This window comes from Paenibacillus sp. M2, from assembly GCF_046713495.1.
GTDB lineage: Bacteria > Bacillota > Bacilli > Paenibacillales > Paenibacillaceae > Paenibacillus > Paenibacillus amylolyticus_B.
In genome coordinates this window covers 710767-733214 of the sequence record NZ_CP169648.1, presented here as the reverse complement: position 1 = coordinate 733214, position 22448 = coordinate 710767, and the positions used below count along the sequence as shown (strand labels likewise).

Genomic DNA, 22448 nt, shown 5'->3' with positions numbered 1-22448 from the left:
AAGAACAATCATATAAATAGAAAGGCACATCCCTCACGTTCTTACACGTTAAAGAGATATGCCTAATATGAAATGAAAATCTTTTTTTTATTTCTTTTTAAACATGCAAACTAAGCTTTGGACAAAATACTAAGAGTCTGGAAAGCGCTCATAATCTGATTGGCACCGTAACCCATTGCTTCATATAGAGGCATGGCTACTTTGTTGTGCTCATCACCCGCCACCCATACTTGGCTGACTTTACGCTGCTGGAACCGCTGTTCCATAGCCTCGACAAGTGTTTTGCCGACTCCACGGCGACGATAGTCTGGATGTACCGCAATACGGTAGATACAACCCTGGTTGTGATCAATCGTACCGATCAAAGCGCCTACGAGGTCTCCCTCTTCTTCCGCAACCATGATCAGGTCAGAATCCCATGACAATTGACGGGCAAACGGGCCCATCGTGTTCTCATAACACTCTTCCGATAGTGCAACCTGGAGAAGCTCCGTCATCTGGCTTGCATCACTCAACTGAAAGGAACGAACGTGCATGTCTTAAATCTCCCTTTTCGTTAGCTTAGATGAGGTTTTTTACAAAAAGGGAATCCCTTTTTACCAAAAACCCAATGTTCATATAATGACAAAAAACGAGAAAATACCGCTTCTTCGTCAATTAAACCATACTTTTCTCCATAAAACACGCATTTTCTTTTGAAAGCGCTTAATTGTAACCGTTTACATACGAATGTTAAACTTTTGGTCCATTTAAACGCCTTATAACACATAAATAGTTGCAAAAAGGGTAAAATATGTTTGTTATCTCTGGCCCATCATTAGATCAACGCCTCGGGGGACTTAATAAACAAAAATGTTGCTTAATTAGCTCGAATGCGGTTTAATATTAGTGGCAAGGGTATTATTACATATGTACCTGTTTTCAAAAAAAACTAAAATCTCAGGAGGTATTTCATTATGACTTTTCAATTACCGGCACTTCCTTACGCTAACGACGCACTGGAACCACATATCGATGCAAAAACGATGGAAATCCACCACGATCGCCATCACAATACTTATGTAACCAACTTGAACGCAGCTCTGGAAAGCGCTCCTGAACTGCAAGAAAAAAGCTTGGAAGATCTGATCGCTAACCTTGACAGCGTACCAGAAGGCATCCGCACAGCGGTTCGCAATAATGGTGGTGGACATGCTAACCACAGCTTGTTCTGGGAAATCATCGGACCTAACGGCGGCGGCGCTCCTACAGGCGATATCGCAGCAGCTATCGATAGCCAACTGGGTGGCTTTGATAAATTCAAAGAAGATTTCGCTAAAGCAGCTACAACTCGTTTCGGTTCCGGCTGGGCTTGGCTCGTAGTTGGCAAAGATGGCAAATTGTCCATCACTAGCACACCTAACCAAGACAGCCCTCTCTTCGAAGGTCTGACTCCGGTTCTGGGTCTGGATGTATGGGAGCACGCTTACTACCTGAACTACCAAAACAAACGTCCTGACTACATCGCCGCTTTCTGGAATGTAATCAACTGGGATGAAGTGAACAAACGTTACGCTTCTGCAAAATAAGACTGTTTTAGTATGCAACAGTTAACATAAAAGAGAGCCTGATTCGGTCGTTGTGACCGTGATCAGGCTCTCTTTTTGCTATCGCTATAGTTAATGGGGGTTTTGTTTCTAACGAACCCAGGAGTCGCTATTGCTCCATATTTCATCGTATCGCGAGCCTAACGAATCTCAGAGTAGCTATTTCCCCAAATACGAGCTTTGATGCGCACTTTTGGGTTGATTTGGCTAAGATAACGTCACTCAGGTTCGTTAGAATTTATAATTGTGGTATATCCACATAATAAGACCTCTGGGGTTCGTTAGCTTCCCCATTTAATCCTTCACTTGATCATACGCACCGGCAAAATAACTGCTGATCAGCTTCAGAAAGATATTCGGGAATGCCATCTTGTCCATATCTTCCGGACCGATCCAGCGGTAGGTCAAGCCATCACCTTTACCTGTCAGTGTCGTAGTACTCAGTGCTAAGTCATTAACGTCAGATGATGACATCAACCTCTCTCCATCGTTAAGCGATGTTGAGATGTTCTGCGTATTAGGCGTGCCTGGCTCCGATGAATGCGTTATGTCTGACTCAGGTGACACAGCTGATGATGAGGCTGTGCCCTCCCTTGTTGCCGCCTGTGCATCGTAGGCGGCTCTGGCTTCCGCTGCGATTAGCGGAAGCTCACTGCTCTGGTCCTGCTCGGTACACTTGTACACCTGCAGGCTCCAGACAATATGGCTGAACACATGCTCCGCATGGGTAGCCAGCCCTTCCGGGCGGGCAGCGAAGCCTTCCGCCCATAGACTGCCGGCCAGCAATGCCATGGCCGGCTCATCCGCCAGCGGCGCCGCCTTCTTGCTGGCTGCGGCGGGCGCCGCGAGCACATGCGGCAGCTCCCACATGCGGGCCAATAGGCCCGTGTCTGGGCGCTGGCGCACAAGCACTTGGCCGCGATGATCCCCGCGGCCCTCCACAATCGCGACCAGCCGCTGCTCAGGGCGCGGCGGCTTCGCCTTGGTCTTGACCGGCAGTGTAAGCTCTCTTCCGGCAATACGGCCGGAACATTGCTCCATGACCGGGCAAGTCAGGCAGTGCGGCGCTTTGGGTGTACATACCAGCGCGCCAAGCTCCATCAGCGCCTGATTGAAATCACGCGCCCGCCCTTCCGGAATGAGCTCTCCTGCGAGCTCTTCCATCAACACCCGGGTGCTGCCCTTCATAATGTCCTCATCGATGAGGAAGTATCGGGACAGTACCCGCATGACATTGCCATCTACCGCAGGTTGCGGCTGGTTGAAGGCAATGCTGAGAATGGCCCCGGCCGTGTAGGGGCCAACCCCTTTTAATGCAAAGACAGCAGGCTTGTCCTGCGGCATCTCGCCTCCGTGCAGCTCCATGACTTGTCTCGCGGCTGCCTGAAGATTACGTGCACGGGAGTAATAACCGAGTCCCTCCCAATTTTTCAACACATCCTCTTCGGGTGCTTCCGCCAACGCCTGTACGGTCGGGAAATTCCCGATAAAACGATTGAAATACGGAATTACCGTATCCACCCGAGTCTGCTGAAGCATAATCTCCGATACCCATGTAAAATACGGATTGTTGTGGCGCCGCCACGGCAAATCCCGTCGGTTGATCATATACCAGTCCAGCAAATTCACGCTGAAATGTTGTTTCTGTTCCTGTAAACCCATATTTCCGCCCTCTCCTATTACCAAGCTAACTACTTTTCCATCTGCTCCACGATCGCAAAGGCCGCTGCCAATTCCGTCTGATGTGTAATGCTCAAATGAATGTCATATTGCTTATCATATGGCAACTGCAGACGTTCCCAGGCTTGACTGGACAACGAGGCCACTGGACGTCCTGTCCCATCAGGCAGCACTTCAATGTCAGTGAAGCCCATTATGCCACCAATACCGCAGCCAAATGCCTTGGACACCGCTTCTTTCGCTGCAAATCGACCGGATACAAACTCCGTCATCCGCTTCCCTCGACGAACTGCGATCTCCCGCTCTGCTGACGTTAAAATTCGTTTTATGAAAGCTTCCGCATGGCGACCGGACAGCAGCTTCCGCATACGTCCAATCTCCAGCACATCATTGCCTATGCCATATATCATCAACGCTTCACCCGCTTAATCTTTTATACTGTAAGAGGTTGTTCAAAAGTTCCACCTTCTTGGTACTGAAAACCGCTCTTTTTGAACATGCATTGTAAAAGATCTCCATTCAATCACATGATCCGTAACTCTCCGAACACGTATTCTATTGTAGCAGGAGGGGCGATCAGAAGCGAGTACCTATCCGCATTACCATATATGCTAAAATATGAATCAGGAATCGTCTGAAATTCTTAGGAGGTCTGAATAATGCCCATAACTTTTGAATTGCCCACTGACGTAGATGCGATCATTCGCGGAGACTTTTTCCCTGCACAACAACCCGCTCAAGGTGTCATCATTCTGGCTCACGGATACAAAGGCTTCAAAGACTGGGGTATGTTCCCCTACGCAGCTGCACAGCTAAGCCAGACGCATCATGTGCTGACCTTTAATTTCTCTCACAACGGTATCGGCGAATATCTGGAGCAATTCTCTGAACTTGAAAAGTTCGCAGTGAATACCTACAGCCGGGAGCTTTCCGATCTGGCCCTGGTACTGGAATATGTGGCTACACAACCTGAACTCACTGGACTTCCTGTATACCTGGTTGGCCATAGCCGCGGTGCAGGCGTAAGTCTCGTCTATGCACTGGATCACCCCGAGCAGGTGGCAGGTGTCATCTCCTGGAATGGCGTAACCAATCTGGATCTCTTTACAGCGGAGCAAAAAGAAGAAATGCGTACGCATGGCCGCAGCCATGTCGTTAACGGACGAACAGGCCAGCAGATGCCACTGGACGTGGCTATTCTGGAAGACCTGGACAAGCATAGCGAACGTTACGCTATCATTGACCGCTTGGCTTCTTCACCTGTGCGAGTCGCACTCATTCAGGGAACAGAAGATCCCCAACGTCTGCGTGACGGTTCTGCCGCACTGGTTCAAGCCCGCACTGATATCCCATGGCACCAGATACCTGAAGGGAATCATACCTTTAATACGGTACATCCATTTAAAGAAACCACTCCACAACTGGAGCAAGCCATCACCCAAACCCTGCAACAGATCAAAGACTGGAATAGCTAACACATCTTTAATATAGTAGTCACCTGGATTTTTGCGGTTTCTCGTTCCACATAACAAAAAGAGTCACTGCCGTGAGCAGTGACTCTTTTTGCATTCCCTATATAACGATCATGTTCATCCACCCGTATTAGATACCAGGAATGGCATTGCGTTTGTGATGTGTGCGCGTATAGAACGCTTCAAGGCGCTCTTGTGCAGCCGGATCGATCTGTTTGCCTTCGAGATAGTCGCTGTTCGCTTCATACGAAATTCCCAGCTCATCTTCGTCCGTCTGACCTTCCCATAGTCCTGCAGATGGTGCCTTGTCCAAAATAGCTTGTGGCACGTTAAGATATGCTGCCAGCTGGCGCACCTGACGTTTGTTCAGGGTGCTTAGTGGCGTGATATCCACAGCGCCATCGCCCCATTTGGTATAGAAACCCGTGATAGCTTCGGACGCGTGATCCGTACCTACAACAAGCAGGTTTTCTTCAAACGATAGTGCATATTGCATAACCATACGAGTTCTCGCCTTAACATTACCTTTGCCTTGGTGAGTCATATGGCGTGGGCTGCCCAAGGATTTGAAACCTTGCTCCACTTCCAGCGCAATCTCGTTCACTGCATCTTCGATATTGGTTTCCACGACATGCTTCAGATCGTATGCTTTGGCTACAGCGTAGCTGTGATCGATATCGGATTGTTCACCATAAGGTTGGAACACACCAAGCGTTTTGTACTCTTGGTTGTTCTCTTGCGTAAGCTCGTCCGTTGCTTTTTTGCACAACGCCGCAGCCACTGCACTGTCGATACCGCCGCTGATCGCAATCAGCAAGCCCTTGGCACCCGCATTTTTCACATACGTCTTCAGAAAATCAACACGCTTGCGTACTTCCTCTTCCTCATTAATGCTTGGTTTAACCTTCAATTCAGCGATGATCTGTTGTTGCAAACTCATCGTTCACACACCCCGTTTCTAAATGAATGAAATTTGATGTCCAGCTTGAAAGGTCCGAATGGTTCAATAACCTTATCTATCCAAAATGAAACGCCCCGGCATCGGTGATCCGAAGGGCGGGGCGTTCTATTGGAGCGAATTAACGGCAGTAACGGTCAAATGCACTTTTGAGATCAGCCGCAATATCCTCTGCAGAACGGTCTTCCACTTGATGACGCTCGATAAAGTGAACGAGTTCTCCGTCTTTCATCAGAGCGATGGACGGTGAAGATGGAGGATACGGTGCAAAGAATTCACGTGCTTTTGCAGTGGCTTCTTTGTCCTGACCAGCAAATACAGTGTACAGGTGATCCGGTGTAATATCGTGCTGAAGTGCTTGGGACACACCTGGGCGACATTGACCCGCGGCACATCCGCAGACAGAGTTAATGACAACCAGCGTTGTTCCTTTTGCATCCGGAAGACTTGCTTCCACTTCTTCAGGAGTACGCAACTCCTGGATTCCCAGACGAGTTAAATCATCCCGCATCGGTTGAACCATATCTTTCATGTATTGATCAAATGACATCGACATTCGGTTTCACTCCTTATAAATGGTTGTTCTATGATCTCGATCGAATTAAAGGCCAATAAACTCTCCAAAACAACGTTACATTCATATCGAACATTATGGATGTAATGATGTGCTATTCCTATTATACATCCATAAGCAATGAAAGCAAGATTCAGAAACCGCCTGCGGAAAGGCTTCTTCCATAATATTATGTCTCAATGTCTGGCAAAATATGCTGAATGACTAACGTTCAAATGCCACTTTGAAGGTCGTGCCCTGGCCTTCCTCCGATTCCACAGTAATGGTTCCGTTATGTCGTTCCACAATACTCAGGCACATGGACAATCCAAGTCCGGTCCCCTTGGCTTTTGTCGTATAGAAAGGTTCAAACAGCTTTTCCTTCTTCACCCTGGGTAGACCAGGCCCTGTGTCTCGTACACACAGTTCGACCTTATCATCCACTATCCGCGTCTCCAGCGTAAGCACGCCCTTCTCATTCATGGCTTCCATCCCGTTACGGGCCAGGTTCAACACCACCTGTTTGATTTCCTTAGAATTGAGATGCAGCTTCGGCACATTATGGGCCAACATGAGTTCTATACTCTGACCACGCAGGTTCGCATCCGCCCATAACAACGGACTGAGTTCATGTATGATATCGTGAAGCTGGGATTCTTCTTTCTCGGCAATACGATTCTGAGCCAAAGACAAGAAATCATTAATGATACTGTTGGCCCGGTCCAGCTCTTCCAGAACGATCCGGTAATAGTGATCGAGGGAATCAGGACTCTTTTCCTGCATAAGTTGAAGAAAACCCCGCACAACCGCCATTGGATTACGCACTTCATGCGTAATGCTTGCAGCCATCTGCCCCACCAGACTGAGACGATCCACATTATCCAGTTCACTTCGCAACATCTCAAGCTCCGTGATATCCTGAATGATCAGCATGGCTCCTGTAACTTCTCTTGCAGACTCTGTTGAAAAGGCATAAATCGGTACGGTTCGGGACTGAAATACGTGTGCACCGTAACGAACGGTCAACCCGCTAATCTCACCATGAACGACGGCTCTGCGAATGCTTTTATCCATCTTATCCGCCTGACCTTGTTCAACAAATTGACTGGCAGGCTGTCCAATGAGATCAGGTGTGGAGGTACAAGGTAGCTGCTCCCTTGCGGTATGCTCCATCATCTCATTGACAAACATCACTGTACCTTGTTTATCTACAGTGGCAATGGAGAGAGGCACTGCGTTCAGAATCTGATGAAGTTTCTCCGTTTCGGCTATGTATCGATGGTGGACTTCCGAGAGATGCTGCTCCAGCCCGCGATAGTGCTTCATCCGTTCCAGCCATAGCAGACTCAGACTGCCCGCAACAATGGCTCCAGCGGTATACCCAAGTGCTGTAAGTATCATGTAGGTCGCAGAGTACGTGGATTCATTCTGGAGGGATGCGATCCATAACAGACTCGTTACAACCAGTTCCATTGTAATCAGGATGATGAGGATCGCCATTTTGCGTGAAGGTGTATTATGCTTGAATCGTTTGGCAGACAACCATACAATAGGATAGAGAAGAATACCCGTATGAAGGAGAAATCCGTACAGCTCATAGGGATGCGCAAAAAGAAAATAGAAGAGAATATGTAGAATGGACAGCGTTACGCCTATAGCGGACTTACAATACAAAATAACAAGTATCACAGGTACGATGCTTAATGATATGGGTACGGCCACCGGGCTTGCATAGAGCGCAAACAGCAGACACAATAACATGCTCAGGGCACTTGTCACAGCAAAACTGGTATGAACGGTTCCGTCATGTTCCATTCTGGCAATAACCCGCTTGGAGAGTACCAGACGGAATAAGGGAATCAGAAATACCGCCGACCCTGCCAGCAGTACTTGTAAAAGCATGTCCTTTAACGCAACCACAATGCCATCTCCTCCTCTGCCTGCACATTCCCTCATGTATTTCTGATTAAAACATAGGCGACAGTATATTACAATATATCCCTTAAGACTGCACAATAGAACTGCTCATAACTCCATTATATTTCAGAAAAAGCCAGGAGTAGACACATTTTACGTAAAACAGACAAAATCAATGAAAAAAGAGGGTAATAACATATGTATGATGTCATTGTAATTGGTGGTGGATCTGCGGGCCTGATGGCTTGCGTTGCTGCTGCCGAGCATGGAGCCTCCGTGCTTCTGCTGGATAAAGGAGATCAACTGGGTCGTAAACTCGGCATCTCTGGCGGAGGTCGATGCAATGTAACCAATGCCAAGGAAACGGATGAACTCATCCGACATATTCCCGGTAATGGACGCTTTTTATATAGTTCGTTTCAGAATCTGGACAACCAGGGAATCATGCGTTTCTTCGAGAATCTCGGAATTGCCCTGAAAGAAGAAGACAACGGCAGAATGTTCCCTGTAACCGATAAAGCGAAAACAGTTGTGGATGCGCTGGTAGGCAAGATTGTCTCCCTCGGCGTTGAGATTCGCACCAAAGAACCGGTCAAGGAAATTATTCAGAACGGTCAACAGGTACAGGGTGTTAAATTGATATCCGGTAAAACCATTCTTGGGCGCTCTGTCATCATTGCTACCGGCGGCAAGTCCGTACCCCAAACCGGATCTACCGGAGATGGTTATCCTTGGGCTGAGGCTGCGGGCCACACCATTACAGAATTATATCCAACCGAAGTGCCCATTGTGTCTGGGGAGAGTTGGATTCAGTCCAAAGAACTGCAAGGTTTGTCTTTAAGGGATATCGCTCTATCCGTAGTGGATGCCAAAGGAAAAACAGTCATCTCTCATCGCGGGGATATGATCTTCACGCATTTTGGAGTGTCTGGACCGGTTGCACTGCGCTGCAGCCAATTTATCCGCAAGGTACAGATGAAGACTGGAAACCCACAGGTCATTATGAGCATTGATCTGTTCCCGGAGCTGTCCCCAGGTGCATTGGAAGCACAGGTGCAACAGGTATTGGAACAAGAATCCCGCAAGGCTGTCAAAAACATTTTAAAAACATGGGTTCCTGAACGTATGATTCCCTTAATGATGAAACGGGCAGAGATCAGCGATGACCTTACGTTCCACCATTTTCCCAAAGGTATGTTAAGCAACTTGTGTGGGCTAATGAAGGCTTTTACCTTCCGTGCAGACGGAACAAGATCGCTCAAAGAAGCCTTTGTTACTGGGGGAGGAATCCACTTAAAGGAGATATACCCAAAAACAATGGAATCCAAGCTGCTGCCTGGACTATTCTTTTGCGGTGAAGTTTTGGATATTCACGGCTACACTGGAGGGTATAATATCACCGCTGCATTCTCCACAGGATATACGGCTGGTATGCATGCAGCTGAATATAAACACGCTAAACTATAATAGAGGTTGTTCAAAAAGTCCGCTTTTGATTACGAATCATGCCTAATGGCATCATCAGCGATGAATTGCTTCAGATGCCAAAACCCCCGATATCCACATCTGTGGAAGATCGGGGGTTTTGGGCATTGTTCCATTTTAGAAAAATTGGCTCGAACTGCTCTTAGCTTGTGATGCTTCTATGCTTTCACACTGCCTGAAAATCCATCAGCCGAATCATCGTATGTCGGGTCATCGCTATAGTTATGTCTGCCTTGCTCCGTCTGGCTTCCCTGGTTTCCGTTTGCATAACCCTCATTCCAGTCTTCATTCACGAGATGAGCCGGAATCGATATATTCTGAAACTGATCCAGTTCTTCCGTCTGTGAGGCAAATACGGCACTTCCTCCATGAGATTGTACAATCTCTACGGCAGACTGAGGATCTTGGCGATCTGTAGGGATGTACAATTCCAGCGGTGCGGACTGATAAGGCTTATATCCCAATTCCTCCAAGGTTGCCCTTGCGGCATTCAACGCTGAATCGTCTGAAAAGTGCACCTGTAGTTCGCTATTATCCATCATCTTCTCTTCCTCCTTGCTACAGCTAATCTCTCATCATCCATGGATGAGATTCTTCTTCTATAGCATGGTCAGTTATAGCGCACGATATGCTCCGAATTAGAAAGGAATTCCTTTAGCCACGGGTAAGCCGAACCCACCCGGCAATAGATAAGACACAGAGTCCGAAAGCTACCGCACCTGCAGCTGTCAGAATACCGACGATCCAGCCGAGCCAGGCCAATCCCAGCGTGAATCCCATAAGAATACCAATCGGGACAAACAACATCCGAACCATCATTGAACCCGCAAGATGCAGCGCCTCCGAATCATACGTTATGAGCTGAACATAGTCGGACGTGGCAAAAACATCCCAGGAACGATAAAACATCACCGTCAACATGATGATTAATAACGCACACACGATGAAATTGACCGGAAAAGGTGGCAAGGCAACTGCTGCGATGGATAGTCCGCCAAGCTGCAGATACAATTTCATCGTGGCCGAGTTCCTGAAAAATGCCTTGTATGCACTCTCCGCTGTCCGATTCGCGATGGAACGATTGCGTAACAGTTTACGCGGTTTGCGGAAGATGATGGACCGTGTTCGTGGGGCTTTCGGCTTGCTCACCGCCCGGCTTAACATTAGAGCTGTAAGCTGCAGCCTGCTCCGCAGATCCTCCCGCACATCCCCTTCAAACGTTCCCTTCATCAATAGCCTCATCTGTCCAACTGTAATTAGAAGAAGCATGATAATTACGATTCCAAAACTGATTTTCCACGTCTGTCCATGCATCCATGATGTCGCATGAATGGTCATGTAACCTATGCCAACGACGAGAGGGATCATCTGAATCCAACGCCGCCATCCTGTATGTCGAACCTTCGTCATATGTAGTGTTATGGCTTGGAATGAAGCTACTGCACCAAACCAGACAGCCATAAGTGCAATCTGGAGATTCGACATCTCATAGACACGGGACCACAGGGGTGCGGTTAGCTCTGTAATCAGGATCATTTTGCCCAGATGTTGCAGGCAGGACCGGTAGAGCCCTTGTCTCATTAACGTGCGCATCCACAACGGCCTTGATTTCAGAAACAATACATCCGCTTCCTCCACAAATATCAATACACCACCGGTAAGCATAACGACGTCAATCAGCCCAGTCAGTACGGGAAGCGGTAATCCTGTCGCCCATGCAGGCAGCGGTTTGGTCCACAGACTCGTGTACCATCCAATTAGATAGAGCAGACCCGGAACAAGCAGGTATACCCACACTGTCCAATCCACGACGAGTTTGAGATTTTTCATCTGTTCCCTGAAGTGCTCTTTGCGTCTTCGTCTGTATAAACGAAGTGGGGTATAACGCTGGGAAGTTTCCATTCTCTCTCACCCTCTCTCTATCTAAGACGTCAGTACATCAAAACAATCAAACAAAGAGGCTTCCGGCAATCCTGCCGCTTCACGGATCTCATCCAATGTTCCCTCGGCAGCAGATCTGCCCGAAGCAATCAGAATAAACCGGTCGCAGATTCGTTCAGCGGTATCCAGCACATGCGTAGACATGAGCACACCCGCGCCGCGGCGACGTTCATCATCTAGTAATTTCAGAAAATCCTTGGTTGCACGAGGGTCCAACCCGATGAACGGCTCGTCCACAATATAGATATCCGGTGAAGACAGAAATCCGATCATCAACATCATTTTCTGCCGCATGCCCTTTGAGAAACTGGCTGGAAGATCATTTCGAACATGGTCCATCCCGAAACGAATCAACAGTTCCTCCGCTCTGGCAACAAAAGCTTCTTCCTCCATTTCATATGCCGCTGCCGCCAGATCAAGATGTTCCCATAGGGTCATATATTCGTAAAAAACCGGTTGCTCCGGGATATAGGCATAACGACCATCTCCTCCAATCGTCACTTCATAGTTCGCATGTTCCAGAAGACCAAGAAGCGTTTTGATTGTGGTACTTTTGCCCGCACCATTTGGTCCGATAATACCTACCAGTTCTCCTCGCGCCACACTCATTCGAATATTGCGTATGGTCGATTGTCCCGGCTCGTATCCTGCCTCGGTAATATGTACGTCCAATATGGACTCTTGTACTTCCTTGCTTTTATATTCCATTCCCATATTATTCACTCCCTGTTCTGATCAGGTGTTTAACTCGTTCTTTATGTTTTATTGTAATCTATATCCGTTGAACTAAAGACCAGTTACACTGCACACTCCGATGACAGAACAACCTTCCGATCGCTGTTATCCCCCGATTTTTTGAATCAATTTGACAAGGTGAAAATCGGGGGATAAAGGCGAACGCTCCACTTCTTCAGGTTCTTTCTGTCCTCTACGTTCTCGTGTAAATTTCCGCAATAAAATAAAGCAATAAATCATAGTAACGTATGACTTATTGCTTACTATTATATTTCATTTTCAGTAACACAGTATGTACGAATAATCGAGACCAGTTCTTCAAATGTGTACTTGTGGTTCACCATATCGACAGTAAAGTCCTCAGCAAAAGTTTGATCCATTTTAAGATACACATTGTTATAACGCAGGAAGATTACCAGTGCGGTAAAAGCCGTTCTTTTATTGGCATTATGAAAAGGGTGATTTTGGCCCAAAGATTGAAAAATCGCAGCAGATTTTTCATATATAGATGGGTAGGCTTCGTTACCAAAAGCTGATGATTGCGCTCTTATAATCGCGGATTCAAGCAGACCAGAGTCTTTAACTCCAATCTGCTCTCCAGGACTGTAACGCTTAATCATAGCGACATTGATCGCAATAACCTCTTGTATGCTCAAATACCGGGTCATGCTCATCTATCCTTGAGACCTTTCAAAGTTTGATCGTATTCACCTATCACATCAGCTAATGTATCCATAAAATCACTACTGATTCCGTTAGGCAAATTGACTTTTGTAGACTTCTTAATAATAATTTCCCCGTTAGACTGATTTACCTCAATTTGAACCATGTCACCTTGTTCAAGACCAATTTGTTTGAAGGCATCCGTCATTGTTAATCCAAGACTATTACCAAATTTCGTTACTTTTCGTTCCATTTCACTCACCCTATTCATTCATTCCCCTCCTTAGTTATACTATTCAACTGTTATAACAATTATACTGAAATCCTTGTCCATTTGCATATTATTTCGAATTTTGAAAAGCATAAAAAAGAAGCAGGGGTTCCGGAGCCCCTGCTTCTTCATATTACAGTGAAAATCTCATATTACCGATTTGTCTCCACCACAGATGTAGTTTCACTCTCTGCATCCGCATCCACGTTCAGACCCAGATCCAAGCTTCCACGACTTTCATTCGTGAAGTTACTGCTAGTGGTACGATCGCTGTCTTTCACGCTATTGTTGCGTTCGGATTGAGCCATCGTTGCACTCTCACCTTCTGCTTTCGCGTTCAGACCCAGATCCAGTGCTCCACGGCTTTCACTCGCATAGCTGCTGTTCACGTTACGCTCGCTGTCTTCTTCACGCTGTTGTTGCGTTCAGTTTGAGCCATTGTTGCACTTCACCTTCTGCTTTCGCGTTCAGACTCCAGATCCAGTGCTCCACGGCTTTCACTCGCATAGCTGCTGTTCACGTTACATGTCAATGCTGTCTTTCACGCTGTTGTTATGTTCAGTTTGAGCCATTGTTGCACTCTCACCTTCTGCTTTCGCGTTCAGACCCAGATCCAGTGCTCCACGGCTTTCACTCGCATAGCTGCTGTTCACGTTACGCTCGCTGTCTTTCACGCTGTTGTTGCGTTCAGTTTGAGTCATTGTTGCACTCTCCTTCTGCTTTCACGTTCAGACCCAGATCCAGTGCTCCACGGCTTTCACTGCATAGCTGCTGTTCACGTTACGCTGTCTTCACGCTGTTGTTGCGTTCAGTTTGAGTCATTGTTGCACTCTCTCCTTCTGCTTTGGCGTTCGTGGACCTGTGATCCAAGCTTCCACGGCTTTCGTTCGCGAAGCTGCTGTTCACGTTACGCTCGCTGTCTTTCACGCTGTTGTTGCGTTCAGTTTGAGTCATTGTTGCACTCTCTCCTTCTGCTTTCACGTTCAGACCCAGATCCAGTGCTCCACGGCTTTCGCTCGCATAGCTGCTGTTTACGTTCCGATCATCGCCGCCTCGTGAATAGTCGCTCATCGTTGTATCACCTTCCCGGACACATTGGCATTCAGGCCAAGGCCCAGCTTGCCAGAACTGCTACGCTCAACTGTGTGGTCGGAAGAACGATCATTGTATTTCCGGTTCGTGCTCTCTGAGGATAAGCCGGCGTTAAGGCCAAGATCCAGATTCAATGCTCCAGTTGCACTGATGAACCTCCGTAGCTGGCTTCATGGGTCCCGTAACCTGTGTCACGGTGGTGTCCTGACAGAAGAGATCCTAACTCCAGATGCAAAACCTGCATTCAAATCCAGACGTTACCGTTGTTGCTGTTATAGCTATCTGCGTGTTGCCCCGCGGCGTCCCGCCGCCCTTCAATGTACTCGGCAAGTGCCGAGACAATTTTTGCCCAATGATTTATTTTTTTTTAAGGACATTTATGGTGTTATCTCCTTTCTCATTTTTGGTTGAATTTGAATGCCATTGTTGTTGGAGAGAAGAAAGGTATTGCGTGGCAGCTCACGCCTGCAGCCCTTTATCATTGACTGAACCCATCGAGCCGTTCCATTCGGAAGGCAAAATCGTAATCTGGTGTAACCAGACCCGTTGTTGCTCCCGGAAGTGCAGCGGCTGGAGCGGTTGCTCCACCTCCAGTTACACCGGACGAACCGGAGTCGCCTTGTTCCCCTTGCAGCCATCTGCCCGGGGAAGTTAAGGTAACAGACCAACTGGTTGGTCGTTCTGTACGAGGCTGCAAGGGAGATGTTGCATTATCACCATCTTGTTTCGAATTGGCTTCCCGGGTTACTCCGCACTTGTTCGGTGACAGATGGTTTAGCAGAGTTCTGATCCACGAGGAATAACTCGTTATCAGACAAATCTGCATTGACATCGGAATCCCGCGTCAGATCGGTTCCGTCAACAGGCAATGCCTGCGGGACAACAGGTTGTTCTGGACGTACTCCTGGTTCCAGGGTGACCTCAATCACGTTGCCCGTAACCTGAACTGCGTCCTGCCCTTCCACGTTGTTCTGTGATGAAACAGGATCTGCGAGTGCACTCGTATTGGAAGTTTTAACATTCGGTGTTTTGACGACCGGCTGTTGTTCCGGAGTGACTACAGGCCGTTCCGCCTACACTTGGAATCTCCACCTTCTCCTGATCAGGATTGAGTTCAGCGGATACGTCTACAACAGGAACTTCTGCTTACAGAAGGTAGCTGACATTCCCCTTACTCAGATCCACTCGGGATGAAGAGATATTGACCGAAGTAACCTCGGGTACATCCACCTTCACGGAAGGTAATTCAACCTTACCCTGCCGAAGGTTGGTTTTCACAGCAGACGTCTCTGCCTTGATTACCTCGGGTACCTCTGTGGTAACCCCGGGCAAGGAAGCTGTACCTTCGTTCAGGTTCACCTGACTGTTTGATACATCGGCTTTGATCACCGGTGTATCCGCCTGTACAGACGGCAGTTCAACGGTTCCCTTCTCGCATCAATCCCAATCTCTGATGTTCCGCTGATCCAAGCGGTGTATCTACTTTCAGCTCAGCTACACTCAACTTACCTGTGGATTCATTCGCTTTGATCGACGGAACTTCAACATCCAGTAGTGGTGTGGATACCGATACTGACGGAGTCAGATTCAACCTGCCATCCGAATCACGTGAAAACAAATTCAGCGACAATCCGCTGGACGGTTTTTCAGAAGATACCTGAGCCTCGTCTGCGTCATACATGTGACGATCCAATCCCCAGCATCAAAGTCCCGGCGTAGGCATTAAGCCCACGGGGACATGCTTCCAAGACGTACAATCGATTTTGGTAACTTTACATTCAAGTTGCCCACCCCCTTTCCGTACGTGTTGCGGATGGCATATGAGTTTCAGGGAATAATTAGAATACAGGGATTTCTCTGCCTGTTCCTCATTAAACGTGAAGGCGTTTACTCAAACGCTTTTTAATCATAAATTTAAAATTTGAAGTAAATTCAAACCTTCATTTCAACTGTTCTAACCTGAGCAGATTCGGCCTGTTTTCAGTCGCCTGCAATCATGGTCTTGGCTGCAATGGAGCCATTCAGATCGGCTCTTCCGCTACGTTTCATCAAATAAATCAAACCAAGCAGGGTCAGCAAAATGCCTGAACAGACAAAAAAGCCGGCACTACACCGAATGAGGTGACCAGCGAATCCACCTACCACCGGGCCCATAATATTACTGGCTGTCATCACGCTGCCTACTGTTCCAAATACCCTGCCTGTCATCGCCTCAGGTGTCTGTTCCTGCAACAGGATCTGAAAGGGTACAATGGCAAACCCAATTCCGACCACCTGCCAGGCAAAGAGGGGATACTAACAACAGATTGGCACCTTGGTAGCCCGGCGTGCGGCCAAATCCCAACAATAACTGCCTCCGCTTTCGATAACCAGACCCATGAGTATGGTACCCAGACCCATTTTTCAAAACATGCCCTGCATGCTTCACTTCCGCACACTCATCGCTGCAATTAATGTACCTAAGCCACTTGCTGCCACGCACCATCCCAGCAGATCACTTGAAATTCCGGAAGCTGTCTGAATAAAACCACAGTCTGTGAATCGGCAAATTGCAGAAAAAGTATGGCTGAAGCAAGCAAGATCAGAGACGTTCCTACATGAGGGAGAGATGTATATATTCGGATACCCTCCAGTGTTTCTTTCCAAAAGAGTCTTTTGGGCGGTTGCGAACATCCTCAGTTGGCTCTTCCTCTACTTCTGTTACGTTATGAATTTCGGTTTGGATCACCCGGAGTTCCAGGAATCCACAATAAAATGATGCCGGAGATCAGAAAAGACGCTGAATCGAGAACAAAACACCAGGTAATGCCAAAAGCGGCTACTGTGCGCAGTCCACCAAGTGCTGGACCAATAATTTTGGACATCTGTTCGATCACCGAGCTGATGGATACAGCTTGCGCAAGTTGTTCTCGAGGTACAATCTCCTTCAGCTTTCCGTTTTTGGCCGGAGAGAATATGACATCAAACAGGGATTTGAGGACAAGCAGTATGTAGACGTGCCAGATCTGGTCAGCAAAAATTAACGCACCCACGATGATAATTTTTGCACCATCGGCTACAATCATCAGCCATTTACGGTTCAGACGATCCGCAAGCGTGCCTGCGAATGGCCCTGTCAACAGAATGGGTAGTGCAGCGGAAAGTGTGACAAATGTAATCTCCCAAGGCGTTGCATTCCAACGGATACCCACGAGGGTCAGGATTGCGAGCAGATGCAGCCAATCACCCAGATTGGAAATGGCCTGTGCCACCATCAATGTTACAAAAGATCGGTTATTCTTCAGCGGTCGTTGCCCTTCAAACGTTAAATCACTTGTCACCCTTCTTCTCCTCCATTATCTTCCAATTCATAGTATAAACTCATTATATAGCGCAGCCCTTGACTCGACCTCCTGCCAGAGGCGGAGAAAAGCGACATCTGAAGGATGATTTTTTCAGCATGATGAATGATCAAATTTTAAATGCTAAAAATGCACCAGACATATCACGTTTTTCGTAGAAATAGAAGTTTACAATTAAACCATGGCGACAACCTGAATCGTCAAATATAACTAACCAACTCATATAAGTTGAAATACTTTACATGAACAGCATAACGATGGGGATAACAGTGATTGGAAGGTTGTTCTGTCCTCATAGTGGTAGGTTGTAACTTCATCATTTCAACTTATAAACTAATCTGAAAAGGCGGGATCAGCATGCTGGAATTACAAGAAATCGGAACTGAACGTTCACTTCATCTGTACCCCCGCACCTTGGCCCAGACATTCAAGAGCGTGAATGAACACGCTGTATCCGGAAGCAAAGTGCATGGCTTCAACCCCACCGCACATGGGGTGCTCGGAAGTGTTATATATGAAAGGAGCTCTCAGCTGATCTTTAACAGGTTGGTGCACAACTTCTTGCCGCAAAGTGGTAATGTGACCTATGTGATTGATAAGCTGAGCAAAAAAAGGATTGTTACACCGCAAACATTGTCCGCAAGACAGACGTATCATCTTTGTGGAACTGACCGAAGAAGGACAGCGCACCATGGATGACATCTATCCAGGCTATGCGTTGAAGATTGATCGGGCTGTAAGTGGACTAAGTGAGGAAGACAAGGAATTGTTGTCCGAACTCTTGGGAAGGCTTGCACATTCTGCAGACCGTTTATCAGCAAGCAGCTAGAGCGTATCTTCAAACCTGCCGTAAGCCAGAGCTGCAACTGAATGTTCTGGAGCAGACATGGAGCGGGAGCGCTAACGAACCTGTGACGTCTTATTCAGGGTTTGAAGCGCTCGCAGCATTTTAAGGAATCTGACACACGCTATCCTTGAAAAACAGCCGTTTACAACGTGTTTTTCAGGTGATTTCGGGAAATAACGTGTCTCATGTTCCTTACAATTTAAAAAGAGGAGCAGAAGGCCAAAATAAGACGTCCTCGGTTCCTTAGAAATTCGTCTGGACGATTCACCAGGATCAGCCAGCCTTTACTTCAAAATGCTTTAGACCCGGACATCCCCCAACGTATCACTTGGCCTGAGTTTGAAGATACACTGAAGTCCACTGCACATGTGCTATCAACAAAAATAACCGGATTGCCTGACATCGGCGAATCCGGTTTTTATATGTTTGTAATATATATATCTTCTTTTTACTTTGAGCTTTGGGGCTGCGGTGGAGCATCTGCATCTTCGGGTACAATTAAACGTTTGCGTAGAGCAAGCGTGGTTACCCACGAGATCAGTGCAATGACACAAACATAATCACAAACAGGGAATGCAAGCTTCCTTCCAGCACGTTGCGCGCAGCGCCCATTTATCATCTGATAGGGCTGCATCCGTATGTGGTGCAAGCAGTTCATTCAGATCACTTCCTGATATTCCAGCCTCAGCCAGATTCTGCTCACTGGATAACGTTTCAGATTCGATAGTTCAACCAAGTGCCAAAAGCCGCTCACCAATCGTCTGTCCCAATGTACGCATGAATGTATGCAGTGCCGTAGAGGAGCCACGTCTCCTATACCCTACAGACGACTGCAGCAATAATGGTGAAGATCGTGAATGCAAAACCTGAAGCGAGACTATAAATAAAGGTCAATATAAATAGTAACAGCCTGCGGGGATGTCCCGCCAACCAGAAAGAGTCCACCCGATCCAATTGCAATACCGGTTAACCCAATCAATGCGGTCATACGTGATCCAATTTTCAATAATAGGCGGCCTGCCATCACACTACCAATGAGCCAACCCACCGACATCGGCGCGAGCAGCAGCCCGGATTCCGTCGTAATACCTCCCCGAACACCCTGCACCCAGAGCGGCAAATAACTGGTCAGGCCGATCATCAAAGTAATACTGGTCAGCAGTCCGGCGATATTCGCCACACGGATGTCCCGAATTCCGAACAAATGTAGTGGAACCATAGGGGCCTGGAGCTCTTTTTCCACCACAAAAAATAAAATAATAAACAGAGTGGCGACCACACTCAGCACAACAATCAACGGAGAACTCCAGGCATAATACTGCCCACCCGCCGACAGGACAAAACAACAATGCGGTAATGCCCACCGTGAAGGTCAGTGCACCGACATAATCAATCTTGGCCGTACGTGGAGAGATATCTTCCTTCAGATAACGAAATACAAACCACATCGCAAGCAGACCAAACGGCACATTAAAACCAAAGATCCACTGCCAGCCGAGATTATCTACAAAATAACCGCCAAGCAACGGTCCCGCCAGAGAGGAAATGCCCCACACGGAGCTAATCCAGCCTCTGGATTTTGCCACGTTCTTCAATAGCGTAGATGTCCCCAATAATCGTAAATGTAACAGGAACTACCGCACCCGCACCAATCCTTGAATAGCAATGGAAAATAATCAATTGCTCCATGTTCTGCGACAGACAGCACAAGAGTGAACCCAGTAAAAATAACGCACAGCCAATCAGAAATACAGGCTTTCGTCCATACAAGTCACTGATTTTACCGAAAATGGGCGTACTCACCGCCATCGTCAACAGGTATGCGGTGAAAATCCAGCTCAGCAGCTGTACACTCCCCAGCCTTTCACTGACAATGGTCGGCCCCGCAGGACCAATTACGGTACCTTCAATCGCTGACAGAAATGTCGCGAGCAACAGCCCTGTCAAGATGAAACTGCGCTTCAAAACCTCCAGTTGCATTCACACAAACCCTTCTCTCTCTTTTTTGTTCTCTATATAATTGGTGCTTCTCCAGCTTTGTTCTGTTTCTTCGTTTACGTAAATTTTAAAAAATCATATATTGTCTCTTTTATTTACCTCGCTTGCGAAGGAACTCATCATATAACATGGAATACATCACCATATCCTTGTATCCGGTGGACGTATGTTGCACCTGTCGCAGCAATCCTTCACGCGTGAAGCCACGGTTTGTCAGGAACTCTCGCCAGACGCCAGATTACGCGGATCAACCAGCGCTTCGATTCGATTAAGACCCATGGTCTCATACCCAAAGGGCAGCAATGCAGAGAATGCCTCCGTCATATAACCGTGGCGCCAATAATCACGTCCCAGCTCATAACCGATCTCACCCCGGAATGCGCCTTCAAGCTGCCATGTGTTAAAGCCACAACTGCCGATGAGCTTGCCTTGTTTCTTTGAGTTCGATCCCCCACCGGATCGCATCCTCTTCTCCCTGCCATTTGGTTAAGTAGTCCAATCATGTCCGCCGCTTCGCTTGTCCCAATCATCGGTGCAAGATTCATGTAACGGGTCACCTCCCGATCTGACCAGCATGCGAACATCTGGGCCGCATCCCGGCGACGCATTTTACGCAGACGAAGCCGCGCAGTCTCCATTTCGGGAATTCTTCCTTTGCATTTATACATATAAAGACACTCCGATCCGATCTATCTCCGCAGACCATAATATTCACTAGTCATCTAATCATAACCTGCGCCGAATGGCAACTGTTCAGTCATGGATACACGTCAAAAAACCGGGCCAAGTTCGCTCCCGGTCTTGTTGTACGTATGGATCAATTCACGTTTGAGTGAATTACGGAATCATGGCTTGTCCAAATGAATTTTAAGCTTTGGACGTTTTCTTGCCCTTCCCCAGTAATTCATCGCTAACCCGGCCAAACACAGCCGTGATTTCCTTGAATTCTTCGATGCCAGTCCCGGTTAGGTCCATTGGTCCCCGGGCGGTCAGGAAATTCTCCTGTGTCAGGTGTTCAAGCTCCTGCTTGATCTCCCGCTCTCCAACGCGATATCCCCGTTCTTCCAATAGGGCAGCGCCTCGCTAACGTTCAAATCCTGATTTTGCGCGAAATATAGTAGATGAATCCGTACAAAAAGATTCTGTACCTCTGCATGCATAAGCCAAGCTCCTTCCCGGGTTATAGCCCTCCGTGGTTGCTAAGTAATTACCCACGTAAGAAGTTGAGAAACAGGAGGATTCTTCAGGTATTCCTTCCCTTTCCGAAATCCCCTCCGCTTGACTAACCGCATCCTCTGCACTATCTTGAAAATAAGTACCATTTTGCTCGGGAGGGTGATTTACCATGTTTCAAGCTGTTTCCTATGAAGGAACACGAAGTGAGCAGCACACCGCCGTCCTGGGACAGTTAAGTGCTCTGATCCGCGATGAACCTAGTGCGACAAGCTAATCTGGCGGAACGCTGCTGCGCTGCTCAATGTATTTAAGTGACCGACACCAATTGGGTCGGCTTCTATCTGTATGATGGAAAAGAACTGGTCCTCGGGCCATTCCAAGGACTGCCTGCCTGTATCCGAATTCCACTGGGACGTGGGTGGGCGTGGCACATCTTTGCCGCGGAAAAACGTACCCTGGTCGTTGACGATGTTCATGCCTTCCCAGGCCACATTGCCTGTGATGCAGCATCGAACAGTGAGATTGTCGTACCTATTATCAAAAACGGCGAACTGTACGGGGTACTGGATATCGACAGCCCGCTCAAAACCGTTTTGACGACGAAGACCGCGTCTTCCTGGAGAAAGCCGTAAACCTGCTCACAGAGCAGTTGAGGCAACCATACCCCTATATAGGAAATGATGATTAAGGTGATCGGAGCCTCATCACACACGATGATGAAGAATCTGTAATA

General features: G+C 47.6%; 25 protein-coding genes and 3 pseudogenes. 5 read left to right on the top strand and 23 right to left on the bottom strand.

The features are described from left to right. Positions 1-110 precede the first annotated feature (110 nt). Entirely contained in the window at positions 111-536 is a 426-nt protein-coding gene (locus ACETMN_RS03545; protein ID WP_017690782.1) for a GNAT family N-acetyltransferase, read from the bottom strand. 420 nt (positions 537-956) lie between these two features. Between ACETMN_RS03545 and ACETMN_RS03540 the strand changes: the two genes are divergently transcribed. Continuing rightward, positions 957-1568, top strand: a complete 612-nt coding sequence (locus ACETMN_RS03540) for a superoxide dismutase (protein WP_411735770.1) — start codon at positions 957-959, stop codon at positions 1566-1568. Between the two features lie 312 nt (positions 1569-1880). Here the strand turns inward: ACETMN_RS03540 and mutY are convergent, their stop codons facing one another. Beyond that, positions 1881-3248: an A/G-specific adenine glycosylase gene (gene mutY, locus ACETMN_RS03535; RefSeq protein WP_411736396.1), complete on the bottom strand. Its 1368-nt coding sequence runs from the start codon at positions 3246-3248 to the stop codon at positions 1881-1883. Positions 3249-3277: 29 nt separating this feature from the next. Beyond that, positions 3278-3676: a holo-ACP synthase gene (acpS, locus tag ACETMN_RS03530; protein WP_091018755.1), complete on the bottom strand. Its 399-nt coding sequence runs from the start codon at positions 3674-3676 to the stop codon at positions 3278-3280. Between the two features lie 249 nt (positions 3677-3925). Here acpS and ACETMN_RS03525 point away from each other — a divergent pair, with 249 nt between their 5' ends. Further along, positions 3926-4741, top strand: a complete 816-nt coding sequence (locus tag ACETMN_RS03525; RefSeq protein ID WP_411735769.1) for an alpha/beta hydrolase family protein — start codon at positions 3926-3928, stop codon at positions 4739-4741. Between the two features lie 127 nt (positions 4742-4868). On the opposite strand, the gene nadE is transcribed toward ACETMN_RS03525, so the two are convergent. From nadE to ACETMN_RS03510, 3 genes are all read right to left on the bottom strand, one after another. After that, entirely contained in the window at positions 4869-5678 is an 810-nt protein-coding gene (gene nadE, locus ACETMN_RS03520; protein ID WP_091018759.1) for an ammonia-dependent NAD(+) synthetase, read from the bottom strand. A 139-nt stretch (positions 5679-5817) separates the two neighbouring features. Continuing rightward, complete coding sequence (locus ACETMN_RS03515) at positions 5818-6252, bottom strand: BrxA/BrxB family bacilliredoxin (protein WP_091018761.1); 435 nt, start codon at positions 6250-6252, stop codon at positions 5818-5820. Between the two features lie 222 nt (positions 6253-6474). After that, the gene (locus ACETMN_RS03510) at positions 6475-8151 is read right to left on the bottom strand and encodes a two-component system sensor histidine kinase NtrB (protein ID WP_411735768.1); all 1677 of its coding nucleotides are present in this window, start codon (positions 8149-8151) and stop codon (positions 6475-6477) included. A 213-nt stretch (positions 8152-8364) separates the two neighbouring features. Between ACETMN_RS03510 and ACETMN_RS03505 the strand changes: the two genes are divergently transcribed. Continuing rightward, positions 8365-9633 (top strand): NAD(P)/FAD-dependent oxidoreductase, encoded by a 1269-nt coding sequence (locus ACETMN_RS03505; protein WP_091018765.1) that lies wholly within the window; start codon positions 8365-8367, stop codon positions 9631-9633. A gap of 176 nt (positions 9634-9809) precedes the next feature. On the opposite strand, the gene ACETMN_RS03500 is transcribed toward ACETMN_RS03505, so the two are convergent. The 14 genes from ACETMN_RS03500 to ACETMN_RS03435 all read right to left on the bottom strand — a co-directional run bounded on the left by ACETMN_RS03500 (position 9810) and on the right by ACETMN_RS03435 (position 17673). After that, positions 9810-10193, bottom strand: a complete 384-nt coding sequence (locus ACETMN_RS03500; protein ID WP_411735767.1) for a hypothetical protein — start codon at positions 10191-10193, stop codon at positions 9810-9812. A gap of 112 nt (positions 10194-10305) precedes the next feature. After that, entirely contained in the window at positions 10306-11553 is a 1248-nt protein-coding gene (locus ACETMN_RS03495) for an ABC transporter permease (protein ID WP_411735766.1), read from the bottom strand. 21 nt (positions 11554-11574) lie between these two features. Further along, complete coding sequence (locus ACETMN_RS03490) at positions 11575-12306, bottom strand: ABC transporter ATP-binding protein (RefSeq protein WP_091018771.1); 732 nt, start codon at positions 12304-12306, stop codon at positions 11575-11577. Between the two features lie 287 nt (positions 12307-12593). Then, entirely contained in the window at positions 12594-13001 is a 408-nt protein-coding gene (locus ACETMN_RS03485) for a type II toxin-antitoxin system death-on-curing family toxin (protein WP_091018773.1), read from the bottom strand. After that, on the bottom strand, positions 12998-13261 hold the full coding sequence (locus ACETMN_RS03480; protein ID WP_091018775.1) for an AbrB family transcriptional regulator: 264 nt from the start codon (positions 13259-13261) through the stop codon (positions 12998-13000). Before ACETMN_RS03480 ends, ACETMN_RS03485 begins: the two co-directional genes overlap by 4 nt. A 152-nt stretch (positions 13262-13413) precedes the next feature. Further along, positions 13414-13650, bottom strand: a complete 237-nt coding sequence (locus ACETMN_RS03475; RefSeq protein ID WP_411735765.1) for a hypothetical protein — start codon at positions 13648-13650, stop codon at positions 13414-13416. A 132-nt stretch (positions 13651-13782) separates the two neighbouring features. Then, positions 13783-13962 (bottom strand): hypothetical protein, encoded by a 180-nt coding sequence (locus tag ACETMN_RS03470; protein WP_411735764.1) that lies wholly within the window; start codon positions 13960-13962, stop codon positions 13783-13785. 79 nt (positions 13963-14041) lie between these two features. Continuing rightward, positions 14042-14332 (bottom strand): hypothetical protein, encoded by a 291-nt coding sequence (locus tag ACETMN_RS03465; protein WP_411735763.1) that lies wholly within the window; start codon positions 14330-14332, stop codon positions 14042-14044. Between the two features lie 499 nt (positions 14333-14831). Next, positions 14832-15050, bottom strand: coding sequence for a hypothetical protein (locus tag ACETMN_RS03460; protein ID WP_411735762.1), 219 nt, complete (start codon positions 15048-15050; stop codon positions 14832-14834). Between the two features lie 16 nt (positions 15051-15066). Next, positions 15067-15318: a hypothetical protein gene (locus ACETMN_RS03455; RefSeq protein WP_411735761.1), complete on the bottom strand. Its 252-nt coding sequence runs from the start codon at positions 15316-15318 to the stop codon at positions 15067-15069. Positions 15319-15499: 181 nt separating this feature from the next. Continuing rightward, on the bottom strand, positions 15500-15742 hold the full coding sequence (locus ACETMN_RS03450; RefSeq protein ID WP_411735760.1) for a hypothetical protein: 243 nt from the start codon (positions 15740-15742) through the stop codon (positions 15500-15502). Positions 15743-15770: 28 nt separating this feature from the next. Beyond that, the gene (locus tag ACETMN_RS03445) at positions 15771-16034 is read right to left on the bottom strand and encodes a hypothetical protein (protein ID WP_411735759.1); all 264 of its coding nucleotides are present in this window, start codon (positions 16032-16034) and stop codon (positions 15771-15773) included. Between the two features lie 299 nt (positions 16035-16333). Beyond that, positions 16334-16627: a hypothetical protein gene (locus tag ACETMN_RS03440; RefSeq protein ID WP_411735758.1), complete on the bottom strand. Its 294-nt coding sequence runs from the start codon at positions 16625-16627 to the stop codon at positions 16334-16336. Between the two features lie 431 nt (positions 16628-17058). Then, on the bottom strand, positions 17059-17673 hold the full coding sequence (locus tag ACETMN_RS03435) for an MFS transporter (RefSeq protein WP_411735757.1): 615 nt from the start codon (positions 17671-17673) through the stop codon (positions 17059-17061). A gap of 637 nt (positions 17674-18310) precedes the next feature. On the opposite strand from ACETMN_RS03435, the gene ACETMN_RS03430 reads away from it, so the two are divergent. Continuing rightward, on the top strand, positions 18311-18523 hold the full coding sequence (locus ACETMN_RS03430) for a MarR family winged helix-turn-helix transcriptional regulator (protein WP_411735756.1): 213 nt from the start codon (positions 18311-18313) through the stop codon (positions 18521-18523). 466 nt (positions 18524-18989) lie between these two features. On the opposite strand, the pseudogene ACETMN_RS03425 reads toward ACETMN_RS03430, so the two are convergent. The 3 genes and pseudogenes from ACETMN_RS03425 to ACETMN_RS03415 form a co-directional block, all read right to left on the bottom strand. Next, a pseudogene (locus ACETMN_RS03425) lies at positions 18990-20521 on the bottom strand (MFS transporter). 109 nt (positions 20522-20630) lie between these two features. Beyond that, positions 20631-21207: pseudogene (locus ACETMN_RS03420) on the bottom strand (GNAT family N-acetyltransferase). 199 nt (positions 21208-21406) lie between these two features. Then, the gene (locus ACETMN_RS03415) at positions 21407-21607 is read right to left on the bottom strand and encodes a hypothetical protein (RefSeq protein ID WP_411735755.1); all 201 of its coding nucleotides are present in this window, start codon (positions 21605-21607) and stop codon (positions 21407-21409) included. A gap of 277 nt (positions 21608-21884) precedes the next feature. Here ACETMN_RS03415 and ACETMN_RS03410 point away from each other — a divergent pair. Further along, positions 21885-22403 (top strand): annotated as a pseudogene (locus ACETMN_RS03410) (GAF domain-containing protein). The last annotated feature ends 45 nt before the right edge of the window (positions 22404-22448 follow it).